This window comes from Coleofasciculus sp. E2-BRE-01 (assembly GCF_040221695.1).
In the GTDB taxonomy this organism is placed as follows: Bacteria; Cyanobacteriota; Cyanobacteriia; order Cyanobacteriales; family Coleofasciculaceae; genus Coleofasciculus.
On sequence record NZ_JAVKEA010000200.1, the window covers coordinates 16,671 to 36,040 of the forward strand.

The 19,370-nt window shown below is 45.9% G+C and carries 10 protein-coding genes and 1 pseudogene; all 11 read left to right on the plus strand.

Annotation, left to right across the window (positions count from 1 at the left end; genetic code table 11):
- Positions 1 to 46 precede the first annotated feature (46 nt).
- Positions 47 to 1,369: an urea ABC transporter substrate-binding protein gene (gene urtA, locus RIG66_RS25360; protein WP_446381545.1), complete on the plus strand. Its 1,323-nt coding sequence runs from the start codon at positions 47 to 49 to the stop codon at positions 1,367 to 1,369.
- 169 nt (positions 1,370 to 1,538) lie between these two features.
- Positions 1,539 to 2,711, plus strand: coding sequence for an urea ABC transporter permease subunit UrtB (gene urtB, locus RIG66_RS25365; RefSeq protein ID WP_446381547.1), 1,173 nt, complete (start codon positions 1,539 to 1,541; stop codon positions 2,709 to 2,711).
- Positions 2,712 to 2,765: 54 nt separating this feature from the next.
- Positions 2,766 to 3,941, plus strand: coding sequence for an urea ABC transporter permease subunit UrtC (urtC, locus tag RIG66_RS25370; RefSeq protein WP_446381549.1), 1,176 nt, complete (start codon positions 2,766 to 2,768; stop codon positions 3,939 to 3,941).
- Positions 3,942 to 3,997: 56 nt separating this feature from the next.
- Positions 3,998 to 5,131, plus strand: coding sequence for an urea ABC transporter ATP-binding protein UrtD (gene urtD, locus RIG66_RS25375; RefSeq protein ID WP_446381551.1), 1,134 nt, complete (start codon positions 3,998 to 4,000; stop codon positions 5,129 to 5,131).
- Positions 5,132 to 5,347: 216 nt separating this feature from the next.
- Entirely contained in the window at positions 5,348 to 7,171 is a 1,824-nt protein-coding gene (locus RIG66_RS25380) for a fatty acyl-AMP ligase (protein ID WP_446381553.1), read from the plus strand.
- Positions 7,172 to 7,310: 139 nt separating this feature from the next.
- Positions 7,311 to 7,622, plus strand: a complete 312-nt coding sequence (locus tag RIG66_RS25385) for an acyl carrier protein (RefSeq protein WP_446381555.1) — start codon at positions 7,311 to 7,313, stop codon at positions 7,620 to 7,622.
- 62 nt (positions 7,623 to 7,684) lie between these two features.
- Positions 7,685 to 9,076: a hypothetical protein gene (locus RIG66_RS25390; RefSeq protein WP_446381557.1), complete on the plus strand. Its 1,392-nt coding sequence runs from the start codon at positions 7,685 to 7,687 to the stop codon at positions 9,074 to 9,076.
- Positions 9,077 to 9,156: 80 nt separating this feature from the next.
- Positions 9,157 to 15,093: pseudogene (locus RIG66_RS25395) on the plus strand (type I polyketide synthase); the annotation flags it as partial.
- 33 nt (positions 15,094 to 15,126) lie between these two features.
- Positions 15,127 to 16,338 carry a glycosyltransferase gene (locus RIG66_RS25400; RefSeq protein ID WP_446381559.1) on the plus strand — a complete coding sequence of 404 codons (1,212 nt, stop codon included), beginning with the start codon at positions 15,127 to 15,129 and terminating at the stop codon, positions 16,336 to 16,338.
- Between the two features lie 27 nt (positions 16,339 to 16,365).
- Positions 16,366 to 17,196, plus strand: a complete 831-nt coding sequence (locus RIG66_RS25405) for a class I SAM-dependent methyltransferase (protein WP_446381561.1) — start codon at positions 16,366 to 16,368, stop codon at positions 17,194 to 17,196.
- A 67-nt stretch (positions 17,197 to 17,263) separates the two neighbouring features.
- Positions 17,264 to 19,297 (plus strand): SBBP repeat-containing protein, encoded by a 2,034-nt coding sequence (locus RIG66_RS25410; protein ID WP_446381562.1) that lies wholly within the window; start codon positions 17,264 to 17,266, stop codon positions 19,295 to 19,297.
- Positions 19,298 to 19,370 lie beyond the last annotated feature (73 nt).

Sequence of the window (19,370 nt, forward strand, 5' to 3'; positions counted from 1 at the left end):
TTTATCTCTATCGACAAACAGAATTAGCCGAGGAATATTTATACAAATGGTTAGACGATTAGGGCGACGCAAATTTTTGATCTATGGCTCCGCCACATTAGGCACCAGTATTCTCCTCAAAGCCTGTAGTGAGCCGCCAGCACCGGATACCACCGGAGAGGCGACAACCTCTGACTCGGCGGCGGCTGGTGGTAATGGTGACACGATAAAAGTCGGGATTCTCCATTCCCTCAGTGGCACAATGGCGATTAGTGAAAAAAGCGTCGTGGATGCCGAACAACTCGCCATTGAGGAAATCAACGCCGCTGGGGGTGTCCTGGGTAAGCAGATTGAACCGATTGTGGAAGACGGTGCCTCAGATTGGCCCACGTTTGCGGAGAAAGCCAGAAAGCTAATTGACCAAGATAAAGTGGTCAGCATTTTTGGCTGCTGGACATCTGCTAGCCGTAAGGCGGTATTGCCCGTCTTTGAAGAGAAAAAACATATACTCTGGTATCCTGTGCAGTACGAGGGTCAAGAGTGTTCTAACAATATCTTCTATACAGGTGCTGCTCCGAATCAGCAGATTGAACCAGCCGTGGATTGGTTGCTGGAGAATAAGGGCAAACAATTCTTCCTGATTGGTTCTGACTATGTGTTTCCCCGTACCGCTAATACAATTATTAAGGCACAGCTTGCAGAACTGGGTGGCGAAACTGTTGGCGAGGATTACTTGCCTCTGGGAAATACAGAAGTTACCCCAATCATTACTAAAATCCGCGCCGCGTTACCAGACGGGGGCGTTATCTTTAATACCCTCAACGGTGATAGTAATGTGGCATTTTTCAAACAGCTACAGGGTGCGGGTTTGACCCCGGATAAATATCCGGTTATGTCTGTGAGTATTGCTGAAGAAGAAGTCAAGGCAATTGGTACAGAATACCTGAAAGATCAGTATGCGGCGTGGAACTACTTCCAAACCGTTGATACACCAGAAAACCAGGAATTTGTCAATGCCTTTAAGGCAAAATATGGTGAAGACCGCGTGACTAATGACCCCATGGAAGCGGCTTATATTGGCGTTTACTTGTGGAAGCAAGCAGTTGAACAAGCAGGAACGGCTGATGATTTAGAGGCAGTTCGCAAAGCGGCTTATGGTCAGAAATTTGAAGCCCCTGAAGGGATGGTTACGATGAATCCTAACCATCATCTCTCGAAGGTGGTACGAATTGGAAAAGTGGGAGAGGATGGTTTGTTTGAAATTGTTAATGAGACGGAAGCGGCGGTTGAACCTATTCCCTGGAATCAATTTGTTGCCGATACTAAGGGATTAGGCTGTGATTGGTCTGATCCGAGTAAGGGGGGTAAATACAACTTAAAAGACGTATAGCCCATGAAAGAGGGTGTGGGGTGTAGGGGCGGGTTTTACAGATAACTTATGGCTACAAACTGATAACTTGACTAAACCCGCCCTTGGGGGAAATAGGAGAGAGAGAATATTTTTTCCAATTACCAATCCCTAATCACCCATCAACCATCAACCATTAACGTAGAAAATTGTGTTAGCAGGACTTTTAGATAGTCTCTATGGCGGTATCAGTATTGGCGCTGTTTTATTAATAGCAGCGCTGGGATTAGCCATTGTGTTCGGACTCATGGGTGTGATCAACTTGGCACACGGGGAGTTGATGATGCTGGGTGCTTATACGACCTTTGTTGTCCAAAATGGGTTCAAGTCTCTGGGAGAACCTTGGTTTGAAACCTATATCTTATTTGCCATACCGATCGCGTTTCTGGTAACCGCCCTGGTGGGATTGGTTCTGGAACGGGGGGTTATCCGCTTTCTGTACGGGCGTCCCCTGGAAACCTTGCTGGCAACCTGGGGCGTTAGTCTAATTTTGCAGCAGTTTGTCCGTAGTGTGAATTGGGTGATGGTGATTGGGATTGCCCTATTTTGCCTGCTGTTTTTTGGGGCGCTATGGGTAATATCTCGTCGGGCAGATTTTCAGAGGATTCGCTCTTGGGCAATCCCGCTCATGGTAATACTATCCCTGGGAATTGCCTTTACGATTGGCAAGGTTTTGAGTGAAACTTCTGCCCTCACCTTAACTAAGCCTTGGTTTGGTACTCAAGGTGTTGATGTCACCGCGCCAAGTTGGATGCGGGGGGGATGGATGGTGGAGTTGTCAGAAGGCAGCTTTCAGTTATCGTATGTCCGATTATTTATTATTGGGCTAACGATTCTTTGCATCACGGGAATTTACCTATTTTTACAGCGTTCAGCTTGGGGATTGCGGATTCGCGCTGTAACTCAAAATCGGAGTATGAGCGCTTGTTTGGGAATTCCTACGGGTAAGGTTGATGCGTTAACCTTTGCTATTGGTTCGGGGTTAGCGGGGGTTGCAGGTTGTGCGATTAGTTTGCTGGGTTCAGTTAGTCCGAATACCGGTCAGAACTATGTAGTCGATACGTTCATGGTGGTGGTGGTTGGCGGCGTTGGTAAATTGGTGGGTTCGATTGTGGCGGCGTTAGCGATTGGGACAATTAATTACCTGATTGGTTCGGGAATACTGGCTTTGCTCTTTCAGCCCATTGAGCCGTTATTTGAGTTCTTTACCTTCTTTGCCACCACCAGTATGGCAAAGGTGATGGTGTTTGCCCTAATTATTATCTTCCTGCAAATTCGACCGGGCGGGATTTTCCCACAGAAAGGACGATCTTATGAATTGTGAGGGAAGTGTTCCCTATTCCCTGTTCCCTGTTCCCTGTTCCCTGTTCCCTAACCAATGACATCTGACTCTGTACTTGAAATTCCCGGAATAGACCAACGGCGAAAGCGTCGTCAATCCCTACTGATTGAAGTGGGTGTGGTGACGGTCATCGCCCTGCTGCTGATTATTGTGTTTCCGTTGGCGCTGTCTGACTTTCGCCTGAGCTTGTTGGGGCGATTTTTGGCATTGGCGATCGCGGCTTTGGCAATTGACTTGATTTGGGGCTATACCGGACTTTTAAGTCTGGGTCATGGCATCTTTTTCGCGCTGGGCGGTTATGCGTTGGCAATGCACTTGAAATTAGCCCCCTTGGAAGGCGATGGTTTACCAGAATTTATGAGTCTCTATGGGGTGGAGAAATTGCCCTGGTTTTGGCAACCCTTTGATTCCTTTGGGTTTGCTGTCTTTGCCGTTATTATTGTTCCGGCTGTCGTCGGCGGCTTGTTTGGTTATCTTGTCTTTCGTAACCGGATTCGGGGTGTTTATTTTTCTATCCTCACCCAAGCCGCGACAATTGTCTTTTTCAATTTCTTCAATGGTCAACAGAAACTATTCAACGGCACGAATGGTTTGACCAATTACCAAACCTTGCTGGGGGCTGATGTGAATGCCAGCCGAACCCAGTTTATCTTTTATACCATTACAATTCTGTTGCTGGTTGTCTCTTATGCCTTATGTCGCTGGCTGACTCAGGGGCGTTTTGGACGCTTGCTGGTGGCAATTCGCGATGATGAAAATCGGGTGCGGTTTTCGGGATACAATCCCACCGGATTTAAGGTGTTAGTCTTTGGTATTTCTGCGGCATTGGCGGGAATAGCGGGTGCAATGTTCACGCTGCAAACGGGTATTGTTTCACCGAAGGCGATGGATATTGCCTTTTCCATTGAAATGGTGATTTGGGTGGCGGTTGGTGGGCGTGCCACACTGGTGGGCGCAATTCTAGGGGCGCTGGTGGTTAATTTTGCCAAAAGTATTTTAAGTGAAAACTTTGCCGAAAGTTGGCTCTTTTTCCAAGGCGGATTATTTTTGCTGGTGGTGACGGTGTTGCCGAGTGGAATTGTCGGGTGGTGGCGGTATTCCGGATATCCGGCGTTGCTGAGTCTATTCGGTAAGCGAAAAGAGGTGATTACATATCCCAGTTTAGAAGAAGACCCTGAGGTGCAACGTGAACGAGAGGAGATTAGTCATTAGTTGTTTGTCCTTTGTCATTCGTCATTCGTTCTGGGTTAGCTCAACTTCTGCCAACTATGAATCAACAAATTTTAGCCATTGAAGATTTAACCGTTAGTTTTGATGGCTTTAAGGCACTCAATAACCTCAACTTCAGTATGGATACTGGAGAGTTACGGGTGATTATTGGACCCAATGGTGCGGGAAAAACGACGTTCCTCGATGTGATTACGGGTAAAGTCCAGCCAACTAGAGGACGAGTTCTGTTTAAAGGACGCAATCTGCGGCGCAAATCTGAAGATATTATTGTGCGGATGGGGATTGGTCGTAAATTTCAAACCCCGCGAGTTTACCTCAATCTAACGGTTCGAGAAAATTTAGACTTAGCCTGTAATCGCAGTAAAAATGTTTTTTCAACGCTGTTTGGGCGTCCTGCTGCATCGGAACGACGCACGGTGTTAGGGTTATTAGAAACAATTGGTTTAGTTCCCAAAGCCGATTTACAAGCCGATTTACTCTCCCATGGGGAAAAGCAACGGTTAGAGATTGGTATGTTGGTGGCGCAATCCCCGGATTTATTGCTGGTTGATGAACCTGTGGCTGGGTTGACCGATGAAGAGACCGAAAATATTGCTGACTTACTGATTAATTTAGCTGAGAGTCATTCAATTATTGTGATTGAACATGATATGGAATTCGTGCGGCTGATTGCCCGTAAGGTGACGGTACTGCATGAGGGTTCGGTGTTATGTGAAGGGAGTATCGATGAGGTGCATAATGACCCGCGTGTGGTGGAAGTGTATTTAGGGCGAGAGTCCTCGATTAGCGCCCATCAAATGAAACTGCTGCGAATTGTCACCGCTATGGCTTGGTCTGATGGGGATTTAGCACCGGAAGAAGCAGAGTTAATTATTGCTCGCTTGAGTCAATTGTTTTCAACGGATGTTGAAGAACAGAAGAAGTTACAAACCGAACTCCGGGATTATTTAGCCGCTAATGTTGATATTGATGAGTTGGTGGCTCAAATTGAAAGTCCTGAAGAACGGGAGTTAATTCTGAAGTTGGGATATGAGGTGATTAATGTTAGCGCCCGCACGCCTAATGAACCGACGATTAATGAACAAGAAGCAGCCGCTTACAAAGAACTGGTGAAGCTTCTGGATTTACCGGAAGTCGTGGTGAATCGCTTGGAGGTAGACAGGGAATCCTAACGTCCATTACCGCCGTTGCAAATCGGTTCATATTCTTCTCTTTTTTCTCTTATCGTCTTGTAATCAAGATAGGTTGTATCCCCTACTGCTAGTACGATTGGTAGTTCAGAGATGAGATAAAGTTAAAGAAAAAATTCGGTTCAGTCAAATTGGATACTTAAAAAAAAAAAAATAAACCATACTATTCACAAGCTACTTGTATCAAGGATATAAGGAATGATTGCTTATTTAACTGATACTGGGTATGAAGTTTCGACTTTGGTGGATCTACTGGGCTACAGAGCGCAAAATCAGTCTGACAAAACGGCTTATACCTTTTTGCAGGACGGAGAAACACAAGCAGATAGCCTAACTTATAAAGAATTGGATAGACAAGCACGGGTGATCGCCGCCAAGCTTCAGAGTCTCGGTGTCACTGGCTCCCGTGCCTTGCTGCTCTACCCACCCGGTCTGGAGTTTGTTGGTGCCTTCTTTGGGTGTTTATATGCTGGGGTAGTGGCTGTTCCCGCTTATCCACCCCGGCGCAACCAAAATATGTCTAGGCTACAAGCGATTGTGGCTTCTTCCCAGGCAACAGTAGCGCTGACCACGACATCCTTATTAAGCCGCGTAGAAAGTCGCTTTACCGAGGAGCCAGAATTAGCTCAGTTGCCCTGGCTAACCACGGATAATATCGCCAGCGACCAAGCACAAGCATGGCAGCAACCGGACGTGAGCAGAAACACCCTGGCTTTCCTCCAGTACACCTCAGGTTCAACGGGTACGCCAAAAGGTGTCATGGTTAGCCACGGTAATTTATTACACAATTCCGCTGTAATCCACAAAAGTTTTGCCGATACACCCAACAGTCGGGGTGTAAGCTGGCTACCCCATTACCACGATATGGGATTAATTGGGGGGGTACTGCAACCTCTCTATGTGGGTATGCCGATAGTTTTAATGTCAGCCGTGATGTTTATGCAAAAGCCTTGGCGCTGGCTACAAGCAATTTCCCACTACAAAGCGACGACTAGCGGTGGACCGAATTTTGCCTATGATCTTTGTATTCGTAAGATTACCCCTGAACAACGGGCAAGTCTTGACTTGAGTAACTGGGAAGTAGCGTTCACCGGAGCTGAACCTGTCCGTGCTGAAACACTAGAGCAGTTTGCTGCTACGTTTGCTGATTGTGGCTTCCGACGGGAGGCATTTCACCCCTGCTACGGAATGGCAGAAACAACTTTGATGGTTTCGGGAGGGTTGAGAAACGATCCACCTGTTATGCGCCAAGTTGATGGGACAGCACTCGAACGAAACCAAGTAGTGACGGCGACAAGCAACCAGGAAATCACGCGAACCCTTGTCGGCTGCGGTCAGAGTTTATTAGACCAAAAAATCGTAATTGTCGATCCCGAATTTCTAACTCCCTGTCCCGCTAACCAAGTGGGAGAAATTTGGGTATCGGGTTCGAGTGTAGCTCAGGGCTATTGGAATCGACGTGAGGAGACAGAACAGGCGTTTCATGCCTATCTAGCAGATACGGGTGACGAACCCTTTTTACGCACGGGGGACTTGGGATTTTTGCAGGATGGTGAGTTATTTATCACCGGGCGGATTAAAGATGTAATTATCATCCGGGGACAAAACCATTATCCCCACGACATTGAACTCACCGTAGAGAAGAGCCACCCGGCACTAAGGTCTGGTTGTGGAGCGGCGTTCGCGGTGGAGGTAAAGGGCGAAGAGCGACTGGTAGTTGTTCAGGAGGTAGAGCGGAGTTACCTGCGGAAGCTGAATGTGGATGAGGTGATAGAGAGTATCCGTCGGGCTGTAACAGCAGAACACGCTCTACAGCTTTATGCCACAGTCCTAGTTAAAACTGGGAGTATCCCCAAGACTTCGAGTGGTAAAATTCAGCGCTATGCCTGTCGGTCTGGATTTCTAACCGGGAGTTTGAATGTTGTGGAGGATTGGAGTGAGACTCCTCAGGGCAAATCGAAATTCATCCATCTAAAGGCTGAGGTCGAATCCATGTTACAGGAACTATCAACTAGCCGATAAAAAAGAGTGCTTTTGGTAAAGTGAAATTTGACAAGTTTTATAGCAACTGACTTTTGCTCTTTGGACAACCGAGAGTCATAAAAGAAGGCTAATTCACACGAGTAAGGTCTAAACAATGGAAATTCAGGGTTCTCAAGCAATGACATCTTCAGGCTCGGAAAGTCTCCCAGTCGAGATTCAACGCAATGCAGGCAAGAATCTGCCAACAGCGACAGAGATTCAAGAGTGGATCGTCTCCTATTTAGCTCAACTGCTAGAAATCGATCCAGATGAAGTGAATGTCGCGATTCCCTTCGACCAATACGGGTTTGATTCCTCAGTTGCCGTCGGTATGACCGGTGATTTAGAGGATTGGGTGGGTAGAAAAATTGATCCAACTCTGCTGTACGATTACCCCACCATTGAAACTTTAGCTCAGCATTTAGCTGAGGAATTCAAACTCAGACAGTAGAACGCCATAACTTAAGGGCAAAATACCATTTGTCCTTACTTGGACGCTTTCAGGAGAATTTCATGATCAATGCCACCAAAGATCCGGGTCTAGCAAACAAAAGTTCGACTGTATCCGATGGAAAAGTAAAGAAGCATATAAAACTGGCAGAAATCACCTATCGGCGTAATACTGAGTCTGACTTTACTGAGAAAATAGAGGAACTGGATAGGAACTTCAACTATAGCAGCAACAGCGACTATTATTGGGGCGAACCCGAACTTTCACTGCTTTACGGTACCCCACTCTACGAACAAGCTTCCTCCTCACAAAAGTTAGCTCTCAATCACCTTTATTGGGCAACTCAGTATAATCAGACGGCGGCGACTGAAGCAAATGCCGTACTTTACAATCAGGTGACGGCTGGAGTTTTTCGAGCGTTTAGCGATTACGAAGCGCTCTGCCAAGAGCTAGATCTTGAAACAGCTCAGGAACGGCATCATATTCATGCCTTCCATATGATGGGGTACAAAACGAAGAAAGCTCTGTTAGGTTCCACATTTAATACTTCTATTCAAGGGAAGTCTTACAAAAAAAACGATTCCCGTCGAGGATTTACACCAAAACAGCTCTTCACCTTTAATATGCTAGGTTCGCCTTTGTCGGGATTTCAGGAAACTGCCTTGCGTTTCATCACCAACAAAGTAATGCTGAGAAAGCAAGCCCATTGCTATTCTCAGTATTTAAGAGAGTTGGAAGAGAAAGGCGAGTCAATTCCCGCTCAAACAACTGGTTTATTGGGGCAATTAGCACCTCGACCTTTTCTACAATTCTTTACTGTGAACTGTGGAACTTCGCCCTTCTTGGCGTGTCTGTTTTACGTCACGCGCTTCATGGCAAATATGCTGATCAAGAATTACGAATACCGCTATTCCCAGTATTACAGGAAATTAGAAAAGCAAGGCGAATTTATCCCAGCCCCACTAGCTGTTTCCCATTACCATCTCTTGGACGAAGCCTTCCACACGACAACGTCCCAACTAATTGCTCGAGAGCTATACAAGGATTTTCCGAAGCCAACAGCCTACGAGAAATTTTTAGCTAATCTGACCATCTACAGGGCGCAAGTTGTGGTTCTAAGTGGGCTTTCTGGTGGGATACCTGCCATATTTCGGCAGGATGACACATTCATGCTCTCGTTTTATCGGCTGCTACAATCTCCTGTATTTAATATGTCTGACCGAGAAGCACTTCAGTGGCTCCAGAAGTGCATGTGTCAAGAACACGATGGTTTCCATTTGACTTTCAAGTATCACCAACGTCTCCTATCAGATCTCCGTCGGCTTTTCGAGCCTATCAATTATCTTTGGTCTGGTAACCGTCAAATGAGCGTTATGGCTTCCGGAGGCTCAATTGAAAAGGCTATCCAAAATAACAGTAAGGCTTTTGAGAAGTTCTCTCAGACTGTCACCTAAAGAAAATTCAACATTCTGAATGTTTGAATTGATTCGCTTGCACATCAACAGAAATACTCACAGTTAGAGGTTTGGCCGTGGAACCCATCGCAATTATTGGTATAGGTTGTCGTTTTCCCGGAGCAAAAGATCCCGAATCCTTCTGGCAGCTGTTGCGTAATGGTGTGGATGCGATCGCACAAGTGCCAGAAGATCGTTGGGATATTGACGCCTTCTATGACCCGGAACCCGGTACACCCGGAAAAATGAGTACCCGCTGGGGTGGCTTTTTAGAGCAGGTCGATCAATTCGATCCCAGCTTCTTCGGGATTTCCCCCCGCGAGGTGGAGCGAATGGACCCCCAGCAAAGGCTGGTTTTGGAAGTAGCCTGGGAAGCCCTGGAAAACGCCGGACTAGCACCGGACAAGCTGGCTGGTAGCCAGACAGGGGTTTTCATGGGAGTCGGCAACTACGACTATGGTCGATTGTTAGCCAAGGATATAAGTCGCGTAAATGCCTACGATGGCACTGGCAACACTCTCTCCATTGCCGCCAATCGCCTGTCTTACATTCTGAACCTGCGCGGACCAAGTGTGCTAATGGAAACAGCCTGCTCTTCCTCTCTTGTGGCGTTGCATTTTGCCTGTCGGAGTTTGCTCCAGGAAGAGTCCAATTTGTGCTTAGTTGGTGGAGTCAGTCTGATGCTGTCTCCGGAGCCGTTTATCACGTACTCTCATGCTCGGATGATGGCGGCTGACGGTCGCTGTAAGACCTTTGACGCTAGTGCGGATGGTTATGTCCGGGGGGAAGGATGCGGTGTCGTCGTCCTCAAGCGCCTCTCAGATGCCCTCGGGGATGAGGACAATATTCTAGCAGTCATCAAAGGCACGGCAGTTAACCAAGATGGTCTGAGCAATGGACTCACCGCCCCCAATAGTCCTTCCCAGCAAAGGGTCATCCGTCAAGCCTTGGAAAATGCTGGAGTGACACCCGCACAGATTAGCTATGTTGAGGCTCACGGTACTGGCACATCTCTAGGAGACCCCATTGAAGTTAAATCTTTAAAAGCTGTGCTGATGCAGGGTCGGGAGCCAGACCAGCCCTGTTGGCTGGGTTCGGTCAAGACAAATATTGGTCATTTGGAAGCCGCTTCTGGAATGGCTGGCTTAATCAAGGTGGTTCTTTCGCTCAACCATAAGGAAATCCCACCTCACCTGCACCTAAAGCAGCTAAATCCCCTAATTTCTTTGGAAGGGACGACTTTTTCCATTTCCACCGAGTCTCAACCTTGGTTGGCGGGTACAGAAAGCCGTTTAGCTGGGATCAGCGCCTTTGGCTTCGGTGGCACCAACTGCCACGCGATCCTGGAAGAAGCCCCCTCTGAGGAGATGAGGAAAGTTCCAAATAGAATCTCTCCACTAGCGCAAAACTCCATCACTTCATCAAACGGAGCTTCAACACCTCAACACTCCCTTAATGGCGATCGCCCCTTCCACCTTCTTAGCATTTCGGCAAAAAGTGAGAAGGCTTTGAGGGAATTGGCTCAACGTTATGCAGATTTCTTGGCGACCCATCCTGAGATATCCCTGGCGGATGTTTGCTTTACGGCAAATACGGGGCGATCGCATTTTGACTATCGCCTTGCTGTCGTAACTGAATCTACCGCACAGGTGCAAGGGGTATTAGAGGCTTTCGCTGCGGGTCGGGAAACTGCCGGATTAGTGAGTGGTCAGGTACAACCGAAGAAGCGCCAGAAAATAGCCTTCCTTTTCACGGGTCAGGGTTCGCAGTATGTGGGTATGGGACGCCAACTCTACGAAACCCAACCTATTTTCCGCCAAGCCCTTGATCGCTGCGATGAAATTCTGCGTTCCTATTTAGAGCAGCCCCTGCTGTCAGTCCTCTATCCCGAACCAGGGACGAGTTCTCCTCTAGATGAGACAGGCTATACCCAACCCGCTTTATTTGCCTTGGAATATGCTCTGTTCCAGTTATGGCAGTCTTGGGGTATAGAACCCGCCGTCGTCATGGGTCATAGTGTAGGAGAATATGTCGCCGCCTGTGTTGCCGGGGTATTCAGCCTGGAAGATGGTCTGAAATTGATTGCTGAACGCGCCCGTCTGATGCAGGCTTTGCCTCACGATGGTGAGATGGTAGCCGTGTTTGCCAGCGAGGCGCAAGTAGCCGCAGCCATTCAACCCTATGCCCAAGATGTCTCAATTGCTGCCATTAACGGACCGCAGAATATCGTGATTTCCGGGAAGTGTGAGGCAATTAAAGCTGCGATCGCTACCCTGAAAGCTGACGAAATCAAGACGAAGAGGTTAACGGTCTCCCATGCCTTCCACTCCCCCTTGATGGAGCCAATGCTGACCGCTTTTGAGCGAGTCGCGAAACTTATATCATATTCTTGTCCAAAAATCAAGTTAATTTCTAACGTCACTGGCGAACTCGCCACGACTGAGGTAACAAACCCTGAGTATTGGTGTCGTCATGTGCGACAGACAGTAAGATTTGCCGCAGGCATGGAAACGCTTTACCAACAGGGTTATGAAGTGTTTCTGGAAATCGGAGCGCGACCAACGTTATTGGGAATGGGTCGCTACTGCTTGCCAGAAGGTGTGGGCGTTTTTCTCCCCAGCTTGTATCCAGGACGAGAGGATTGGCAACAGCTACTCCAAAGTTTAGCCGCATTGTACGTGCGCGGGGTGGCAGTAGATTGGTCTGCCTTTGACCGAGATTATTCCCGTCGCCGCCGACAACTACCAACTTATCCATTTCAACGACAGCGCTATTGGGCAAATATTCCTGAAAATGGGTATCAAACAGCAGCGTCCTTATCTCAACAGAAGGCACAGAGTCCACTCGTTAACCTTCTGCTCAAAGGCGATACCAAACAGTTAGCTCAGCATTTAGAAACGACCGGAAAACTATCAGACAATGAGTTGAAATTACTGCCTAAGCTGCTGGAACTACTAGTTCAGCCAAATCAACAGCAACTCACGGCAGCATCCATCAAAGATTGGCTTTATGAGATAGAGTGGCAGTCCCAGCCGCGCCAGTTGACCAGCCAAGAGAAAAACGGGTTTCATACACCTGGTAGTTGGTTGATTTTTGCTGATAGGGGAGGTGTTGGACAAACCCTAGCTAAACGGCTGCACAAACAGGGTTGCACCTGTATTCTGGTCTATGCTGGGGACGCTTATCAGACCCGAGAAGGTAGAACATGGATCATCAACCCTTCCAGTCCAGCAGACTTCGAGCGTCTATTCCAAGAAGCTGTAGAAACCCTCAATTCCCCGTTACAGCGAGTCATCCACCTTTGGAGTTTACAGGCTCAAGTTGCTTCGGAACTGACAATCTCCTCTCTAAAACAGGCTCAAGTTCTAGGTGTTGGTAGCACGCTCCATTTGTTACAAACCTTAGTTAAGCATAATCATTTCCCCCGGTTGTGGTTAGTGACGCGGGGTGCAGTGCCAGTCGGGCGATCGCTTCCAGGAGTGGCTCAAGCGCCTCTTTGGGGGCTGGGCAAAGTGGTTGCTCTGGAACACCCGGAATTGTGGGGCGGAATGCTTGATTTAGCGCCTGAAGCAACTGAGGATGAAGCGACAACACTTTTAGCCGAAATTCAGGATTCACCAGGGGAAGATCATTTAGCCTTCCGCGATGGAAACCGTTATGTAGCCCGCTTGGTGAAGAAGCAACTGCCAGAAGCCAAAGAGATCTCGTTCCAGTCAGACGGTACCTACCTGATTACTGGAGGTTTGGGAGCTTTGGGGCTAAACGTTGCTCACTGGATGGTGGAACGGGGTGTCCGACAACTGGTACTCACAAGCCGTCGTGGAGCTTCTAGCCCAGTGCAGGAAACCTTGAGCCAACTGGAGCAGACAGGAGCCAAGGTTGTAGTTGCTCGGGCAGATGTATCCGAGGAAGGGGATATGGTCAGAATTCTTGAGGAAATTGAGGCATCAATGCCACCCCTACGAGGCATTGTTCATGCCGCTGGCGTTCCCGGATATGAAGCAATTAAGGACATGGACTTTAACACCTTTGAGTCGGTACTTCGTCCTAAGGTAGCGGGGACGTGGATTCTACATCAACTAACCCAAGGGATGAAGCTAGACTTTTTCGTTAACTTCTCCTCAATTTCGTCGGTGTGGGGGTCTAAGGGACAAGCGCATTATGCAGCAGCCAATCATTTCCTTGATATGGTAGCTTGCTATCGTCAAGGATTGGGACTACCAGCTTTGAGCGCGAACTGGGGTCCGTGGGCAGGTGGCGGCATGGCTGTGGAAGAATTCCAGACGTGGATGACTCGGATGGGTATGGAAGTCTTGCAGCCAGAGCAGGCGATCGCGGCACTGGGATATCTACTTGAAACAGGCTGCGTTCACACAACCGTGGCTAATGTTGATTGGACTCGATTCAAAAGCATCTACGAAACCCGAGGCAAACGATCGCTGTTAGAACAAATTGAAGTACGCGAAGCCACCGAGCAACAGCATTCAGAGCCGCGATCGGAGATTTTACAGCAATTGGATGCAGCTTCGGTACAAGATTACTATCCTCTCCTGGTGGCTTACCTTCAAAGTCTAGTGGTCAAGGTATTGAGGCTTGAGTCATCTCAACAGCCCTCTCCGCAGCAAGGTCTTTTTGAGATGGGTATGGATTCACTGATGGCGCTTGAGTTGGTTGAATTAGTTCAGTCTCAGTTACAGGCAAAATTATCGATGCTAGAGATTTTGCAGGCACATAATATTGACAAGCTAGCCAAGCTATTGCTTAAGCAACTTACACCCGATGTCTCTGCATCGTCAGTTATAGAGAACGACTTAAACCTCAACCACGAGGCTGTCCTAGAGGATTCAATCGATCCAGACAAAGCAAAAGCAAATGTTAAGCTGACCGAAATAAATTCAATTCTTTTGACTGGCGCAACGGGATTTTTGGGAGCATTTTTACTTAAAGAACTCCTGGGAAAAACAGACGCAAAGCTTTATTGTTTAGTTCGTGCTGCTGATCCTGATTCAGGATTGCAAAAGATTCATGAAAGTTTACAAAAATACTCTTTATTAAAGGGGCAATTAAGCTATAGAATTATTCCTGTAGTTGGCGATCTATCTCAACCCCGATTGGGACTTTCAGCAGAACAGTTTGAAAAACTAGCTGAGCAAATTGACGTTATTTATCACAATGGAGCAATTTTAAACTTTGTCTACCCTTATTCGGTTTTGAAGCCAACGAACGTGCTGGGGACGCAAGAAATACTGAGGTTGGCTTGCCAATCTAAAGTTAAACCCCTCCACTATGTTTCTACTGATGCTGTATTTGATTCATCTGTCTATTACGGAAAGGAGATCAAAGAGTCAGAGCCAATTAGTCACACTGAAGGAATTGACCTCGGTTATACCCAAAGTAAGTGGGTAGCAGAAAAATTAGTCACTCTTGCCCGTAACAGAGGGCTTCCAGTTTCTATCTACAGACCGCCTTTAATTGCTGGAGATAGCCAAAGTGGTATTTGGAAGACTGAGGACTTTACCTGCCGATTTATCAAAGGCTGTATTCAAATGGGAAGTATACCGGATATGAATTGTGGTGTCACGTTAGTTCCAGTGGATTATGTTAGTCGGGCAATTGTCTATCTATCGCAAAAAAAAGAGTTGCTAGGCAAGGCGTTTCACTTAAATAATCCGAATGCCTCTAGCTGGAGTGAAGTAACAAATTGGATTAACGAGTTAGGCTATCCTATCCGGAAACTGCCTTATGAAGAATGGGAAGCCGAACTTATCGGAACAGTAGGTTCAAAAGAGAATACTTTAAGTAGTCTTTTACCATTCTTCTTGCGAAGATGGTCGGACGAGAAACTAACGTTTGCGGGGCTTGGTCAAAGAAGAGTAAAACTCAACTGTGAGGAGACAGTTGCTGGACTTGCCGATAGTTTTATAACTTGCCCTCGCGTAGATTTTCAATTGCTGAACACCTATTTTTCTTATTTCAATCGTAGCGGCTTCTTAGATGCTCCTAAACAGCGGGTCTGATAGCCATTTAAATAGTGATGAGGCTTGAAATCGATGAAGCCCCTTAAAATCTACACTCTAGCTTTTTTGGTAACTGGTTTTCCTCCAGACGTAAGCGGCGTTTCTCACTTCAACTGGGAGCGTGCCCAATGGTTTGCCCAGCAAGGAATGTATCGTGTGGTTGTATTTGCACCCAATTGGCAAAAACAGTTCAATGATTTATTAGGATTATCAGACTTAGAGGGAAAATTGATTATTGAACGCTATCCCTCAAAACCTTGGGTTCCCTACAAACTGACTCATGTTCCTAGGTTTCGTGCAGCCCACGAAATCAATAAAAAGTTAGCTGATTACAAACCTGACTTGATTGTTGTGACAGACGTAGAGCGCTTTTTCTTATTAAGTACGTGGCAATTGCCAGGTCAGCGTTATGCAAGAGAGCATCATATTCCCTACTTAGCGGAATACCATACAGATCTTTATAATTTTTCAGCGGCTTATCCAGGTTGGCAATGGTTGCGAAATCTTGTTCGTAGTTCTCAGCTAGTAAGTTATTTATATGGTAATATCAACATGACAATATGTTCTAGTACGGCTGCTAGTCAAAGTTGTAAAGAACTGGGGATTGACAAGGTTCAGACAATTCCGTTTTTAGGAATTGATGTTTCCACTTATAGTCCTAAGCGGCGTCACCGCAAATGGTTAGAACCATGGTTGAGTCTTCAGGAAAAAGATAACAAAATTTTGCTATTCTTAGGTCGTCTTGGCTTCGAGAAACGAGTCGATTTACTCATCGAAGCATTTGCAAGGCTAAAAAGCCAACAATCCAATTATTCTCTTCTCATTGCCGGAGATGGACCTGTTGAAGTTGTTAACCAACTCAGACGTCTTGCTGAAAGAGTTGACGACATCCATTTCACAGGTTTTCTGGTTGGAGAAACAAAGGCTAATGTATTAGCTTCGTGTGATGTATTTTGTAGTCCTTCTCCTTACGAAACTTTTGGGCGAACAGTGGTGGAAGCAATGGCTTCAGGGATTCCCGTGGTAACTGTCGATAGCGGCGCGGTATCTGAGTACATAATTCATGGTGTTAATGGATATCTTGTTCCAAGTAACGATGTTGAAGGATTAACTCTTGGTATTCACAAAGCTTTATCAAGCGACAATACACAAATGATTCAGCAGGCATTACAGGATGCAAAGCAGTTCTCTCTCTCTCAAGGATGCCAAAATCTAAATGATTACTATCAGCAATTATTGAATTAAGTTAAATATATATATGGTAGATAAACGATGACACAAAAACATAATATCTCTAGAGAACAGCAAGTTACAAGTAGCTCCACTGCTGCATCAACCGAAGACCTAAACAACCTTCAGGTAAAGGTAAGCATCCCCTCAACATGGGGACTGGGAGAACGACTAGTTCCTGACAAAATGGCGAGTGATCCGGCAAGTCGAAAGATTGTTGAGATCAATTTTCACCACTATAAAATTGCGGGGCGCTACGTCAGAGAAAAAAGGGTTTTGGACATTGCGTGCGGTGCAGGATACGGAAGTCAGATACTACATCTCGCTGGAGCTAGCAAAGTGGTGGGAGTTGATGTATGTCCAGATACAATACAATATGCCCAGCAACATTACTCTGCATCTGGAATAGACTTTGTTTGTAGTGACGCAGAGCAGTTTGAATACCCAGAACCATTTGATGTCGTAGTTTCGTTTGAAACCCTAGAGCATCTCCGCTATCCAGAAAAATTTCTCGAACGTATTCGTCGTTCTTTAGCTCCAAAAGGTGAATTTTTACTGTCAGTGCCGCTGGGTGAAACGCGGCATTTTGATCCTTATCATCTTCACAAATATACCCAAGGAGAAATCTTTGCTCTTCTAGAGAAAGCAGGATTTTTAATAAACCTGTATCGCTGTGACGATTTGTTTCTGAGTCGTTCTGACTTAGAGAATTGGGAGAAGCTCTACCCAGAGGCTCCACAGCCATCAGTCTATGAGTTGCTGTTTACTAACAGGGGACGACGGGTTTTGTCTGACCTGATCTTTCGAGGTGGGTTTAAGTTTCAGCAGCTACTTGTTAGTACTTCAGTAGCTGATAACTCAGGGAATAGTTAGCCATTGTAAATTTTTCAAAACAAAAACTCCAAACTGAACCGACTATATTTTTATTAGGAAAGCTAAAGTGGAACTATCAGCCCCATTACCTCAAACTTATTCTCCCGGTAGCGATATTGCTGCTGGCTTTAGACCGAATCAAATTGTCTGGGGTCGCACAGGAAACGATACCGTTTTGGGTTATTTACCTATCAGCTTTGATAGAGAAAACCCAATAATAGATGTTCTTTTAGGAGATTTTGAAATTCCTCTACTAGTAGATCCGGTTCCTCGTGATTGGAGTGACTCTTTTATTTTAGGAGATTGGAATCGAGCCTATTATGCAACCGATAATTTCTTTGTTACAGAGCTAGAGGACATTGGACTAAACAATTTTGCACTGATTGCGGACTTTAACTCGAGTCTGGATTCCATTCAGCTATACGGCACTCCATCAGACTACCAGCTAACAAATTTTACGTTTGGAACTGCGATTTGGTCGCCAAGAACAATATTTCCAGATTTCACCTATTTACCCGATGTTATTGGAGTCTTGCCTGCATTCGACCTAGATCTAGGTGCTGATTATTTTCAGTTTTCAGGTTATACTCCCCCCGATGGACCTACTGTAAAACAAGTTCAACAGATAGGAACTTCTGGTTTTGACTTCTCTAATACTGTGGCTGTAGATGCCTCAAATAATCTTTATGTAGCAGGGGTAACAACTGGATCTTTGGGAGATTTGAATTCCGGACTTCGCGATGTTTGGTTAAGTAAATACGACAGTGCAGGCGAATTATTGTGGACTAATCAGTTTGGCAGTTCCGAAACTGATTTTGTGATTTCAATAGCAACTGACAATACAGGTGACTTGTATTTAACTGGATTAACAGAGGGTGATTTAGGAGGCGAAAGAGGGGAAGGAATATCAGATGGGTGGTTCGCTAAGTTTGACTCTGATGGCAATCAACAGTGGATTCAAAAGATTAATGGGATAACTGGTCGTCCTACTTCCGGTAACAGTCTCGATATTGATGCTGATGGCAATGTTTATTTGTCAGGTGTAACTGATAGTTTTAACCCAGAAGGAGCGGTACTTCCTGTTTCAACAGACTTCTGGGTAGCTAAATATGATTCCAATGGTAACCAGCTTTGGTTTCAACAATTAGGAATACTTGAAGACGGCAGCGAGTTTGATGAAAATTATAGTAATGCTGTCGATCAAGATGGCAATGTTTACTCTACAGGATTTACAACAAGCAACTTAGCCAGTCCTAACGCTGGGCTTTATGATGTTTGGCTGACTAAACACGACACAAATGGTCAGCTAGAGTGGATTAGGCAGTTTGGCACTGAGGATTATGAATGGGCTTGGGGAGTAGATACCGATAGCCAAGGTGATATCTATTTAGGTGGATATACTCTCGGAAATCTTGGAGGAATCAACGCTGGATCTTATGATGCCTGGATAGCTAAATATGACAACCAAGGAAATCAATTATGGACTCAACAGTTTGGAACTTCTGGGGATGACGAAGTTTTTAGCTTAAAGATTGATTCAAATGATAATATTTTCTTGGCAGGCTACACAAATGATAGTTTAGGAGCAATCAATAGCGGCTCTTATGATGCTTGGGTAGCGAAATTTGATAGCAGTGGAGAGCAAGCCTGGATTCAGCAGTTTGGGACTCCTCAGTTGGAACAAGCCTACGACATCGCCTTTGATGATGTTGGCAATCTCTACGTTACAGGAATCACGGATGGCTCTTTGGGAAACCTTAATGCTGGGTCTTTTGATGCTTGGATAGCGAAGCTTGATATAGCGTCTGGAAGTATTGAAGCCTTTGGTAACCCTTCGCAGCCAATTCCTCCAGAAATCCCCCTGCCTCCTTCTAATAGAGGTTCACCTTTATTCACTGATGAGGAAATAGCTGCTCTTCTTGATGATTTTTTTCTGAATCTTTCTATCTCTGGGGGTGTAAATCCGAATCCTTATGTACCTTATGTGCCTCCTCCAACCCAAGTACCAGAACCATCGTTAGCAATAGGTATTCTTTTATTTGCTGCTTCTGGGATTATTTCAGAGAAGATACTAAAGTTTTGCATTTCACGAATAAGGTAGTAGTTTGATGAAGGCAACTATTCAAAAGTAAACGTTTCTAACGTGTATGTATTGATTAGTTTCTAGTTGTTCA